The sequence below is a fragment of the Enterobacter sp. 01-M-02-SI-ECC genome (assembly GCF_047530595.1).
Classification (GTDB): Bacteria; Pseudomonadota; Gammaproteobacteria; order Enterobacterales; family Enterobacteriaceae; genus Enterobacter; species Enterobacter cloacae_M.
In genome coordinates this window covers 1-2,926 of record NZ_JBLKCZ010000074.1, presented here as the reverse complement: position 1 = coordinate 2,926, position 2,926 = coordinate 1, and the positions used below count along the sequence as shown (strand labels likewise).

Sequence of the window (2,926 nt, the reverse complement as noted above, 5' to 3'; positions counted from 1 at the left end):
AGGATATTTTGAAGGGGGAACTGAGAGAACTAAATTTCAATTTAAACAATGAATTAACTTCTTAGCGTACGTTTTCGTTCCATTGGCTCTCAAACCCCTTCAAGCACACCGATCAGGCAGTTAGTCACTAGTTAACTCTTTACTAGAGACTAAATTCCATTGATTTACGTGACAACGTCACGTCATTAAGGTTTGCAAATGCCTAATTTTCATACTATGGGATTTAATTAGGAGTAAATCCCACAGGCATACATAAAGCTGACAATTAAAAACTTTAAATATCAACCAGATAGAATGATTACACCCATTTAATGGGCTCATCACATTATTTCACTGGCTGGGGTTGTTGCTGGCATATCTGAAAGTGCTAATATGTTAGTCATTAGTAATTAGTAAAGACTTTACTAAACGCGTTTCTACGTAAATTCTATAGGTTTTAGAGGGTAACTACCTTTGCTCAATTCAAATTGTTCTAACATACCAAAATGGAGTGTAAAATGACTCATAACCAGGGTTCTGAGCCAGTACCGGCGAGCCGGACAGGGCGGCTCATCAGCGCCCGGGATATGGCCATGCAGAAATTCGAAGAAGGGATGCGGTTAATCTCGGAAGCGTCGGAACTGTGCGGTTTCTCTCTCTTCACCAGCAGAATTATGCAGCCCAACGCATTTGGTCTTCCGTCGTCACTGGATCGCACCATCGAGGAGGGGCGTAAGGAAATTGACCGTAAAACGTGGAAAAGGCTCTTTGAAGAAACAGGTATGGACCGGTACTGGAACCATAAGCAAAAAGAAGCCTTTAACGAATCCCTACGTACGGATCCGCCCGTCGCTTCCCTGGAGATTGTTAAGGGAACATTACAGCATGCACTGGCTAACAGACGAGACACGCTTGCAGAAGGTTTCGTTGATGTTCTCAACAAGCTAGACCGAAGTTTCAAAAGCAATGCCAGGCAATATACAATGCCAAAAAAGCTTGTTCTTCGGGGGATTTTTCCTGGTGTGAAAGTGCTGAGGTACAACGGTTTCTCGCAGGACAATCACTTTTGTTTACGCGACTTTGAGAATATTGTATGCATCTGTTCTGATACTCCAACACCTGCAACCGGCGGTGGGCTGAGTATGGTCGACAGGCTGACGGCCATGAGAAATACAGAATTCACAGGCGAGGTCAGTGATGAGAATGGCTGGCGGTGTCGCCTGTTTGAGAATGGAAACGTTCACATTTGCATCGACAGTATCTCGCTTCTGAATGCTCTGAACGATCTTATCAGCATTTATTTTGCAAACCAGCTTCCGGCCGCAGGAAAAAAATGATGATCGAAAATGATAAAGAAAAAAGCCTGAACGATGCTACCCCGCCAGAGGTGCAGAATGACATCCGCAGCGAATCCACTGAAAAATCAAAGGAAATGGGTCGTTCAAGGCACTCATCTATCGCGATGATCGATTACTTCAATGCAATCGAACGTCTGTGCAAAGAGAAAGAAATTAACCCGGAAAATATCGATCTGAGCTTCAAAGTTCACTGGCTCAGAAACGCTGTTGGCGGCTCGTTTGCAAGGTCACAGGAGATGTTCGCGGAGTACCAGAAGTATGTTAAAGAGGTTCCTGAAGAGGCCCGTTACCTGGATATACCCGATGAGGTAAAGGTTGCACTCGGCGATATTATCTCGTACATCACCTGGCACTACCGTAGAAGCTATACCGCAATACAGAATGATAGTGTTAAAAAAGCTGAAGCACGTAGCATGCAGCTGGAGGAGGAGGTAACGCAGCTGTTACAGCGGCTTGAGCAAAGCGCTACCGATATGGATGAGCTGAAACTTGAGAATCAGGCGCTACAGGGTCGATTAGAGATCCGGGACAGTACCGTCAAGGAGTTAGAAACAAGGCTGAATGTTGCCGAAGCAGAACTCGAAACCTGCCATCACCAGTTAGATAGCACACGGCATGAATTAAGCCTCGCACAGCAGTCTAATGACTCACTCTCCCAGCAACTGGCTGAACGTAAAACAGAGATCGCTGGTCACCTTGAATATCAAAAAAAACTGAACGAAGAGATCAACTCTCAGCGTTCTGATAATGCTGGTCTTTTAAGACAATGCGACCAGTTAAGTCAGACAGTGTCAGATACAAAGGCAGAGAGGGACAGGTTTGAACAGGAATTTATTGCTGCACAGACCCTTTGTTCTGAGCTGAAAAGTGCACTATCCGGGAAGGAGGGTGACCTGGTGGCGGTGAATGCCGAGCTTACTGAACTCCATAAACTAAACGAGTCGCTGAGCGCCGACCTGAATAAAGTAACTTTGGTCAGCCAGGGCTATGAAGCGGAAGTGGCTGAACAAATCAATGAACTCAAAACGCTCCAGGCCAAAGTAATGAAGCTGGAAGCTTCCCTGGAGGCGGAGAAAACAATCTCAGAATCCCTAAAAGGCACCATTGATACATTGACTGGTGCAATGGCAGGGGGAGGTACTGGAAAGTCAAAACAGCCGCGTAGCAGAAAAACATCATGATAAATGAAGCCAGGTTGATACACTTCTCTGTATCCCCTGGCACAGTAGAACTTCTGCGGACATTCAGCCCGTCGGCAGGAGTTTTCGTCCTTCAGTCAACAAATGCACTACCTTTTTTGAGTCTCCACTTTCCAGAGCAGAAAACACGTTACCGATTTTACCAACAGCTTGTATCTGAGTGATAACCCCAGTCTTGTAATCATCTAGGATCCCTGACAGGAAAGCGTTCAGTTTTGTCTGTTCGCTTAGCGAAAGCATGTAGGACATTTTTTCTCCATTTTAAGCAGGTGTGTCAGTTGAAAGAGGTTTGTGATCTTGACCCGCCATTTCCGGACAGCTTTTGTATCTTAAGTTAACGATGCCCGCTGCCGCCGGTATTCTCTCGGAGAGTGATATCCCAGCGCACTA

The 2,926-nt window shown here is 45.6% G+C and carries 3 protein-coding genes; 2 read left to right on the top strand and 1 reads right to left on the bottom strand.

The annotated features are described in order from the left end of the window. Positions 1 to 497 precede the first annotated feature (497 nt). Together ACMWLG_RS25575 and ACMWLG_RS25570 are read left to right on the top strand one after the other, a co-directional pair. The gene (locus ACMWLG_RS25575) at positions 498 to 1,316 is read left to right on the top strand and encodes a DUF4942 domain-containing protein (RefSeq protein WP_058687704.1); all 819 of its coding nucleotides are present in this window, start codon (positions 498 to 500) and stop codon (positions 1,314 to 1,316) included. Then, on the top strand, positions 1,313 to 2,518 hold the full coding sequence (locus ACMWLG_RS25570; protein ID WP_058687703.1) for a hypothetical protein: 1,206 nt from the start codon (positions 1,313 to 1,315) through the stop codon (positions 2,516 to 2,518). The genes ACMWLG_RS25575 and ACMWLG_RS25570 overlap by 4 nt, the downstream gene beginning before the upstream one ends. Positions 2,519 to 2,581: 63 nt before the next feature. Here ACMWLG_RS25570 and ACMWLG_RS25565 read toward each other — a convergent pair whose 3' ends face one another. Continuing rightward, positions 2,582 to 2,785: a hypothetical protein gene (locus ACMWLG_RS25565; RefSeq protein ID WP_058687702.1), complete on the bottom strand. Its 204-nt coding sequence runs from the start codon at positions 2,783 to 2,785 to the stop codon at positions 2,582 to 2,584. Between the last annotated feature and the right edge of the window lie 141 nt (positions 2,786 to 2,926).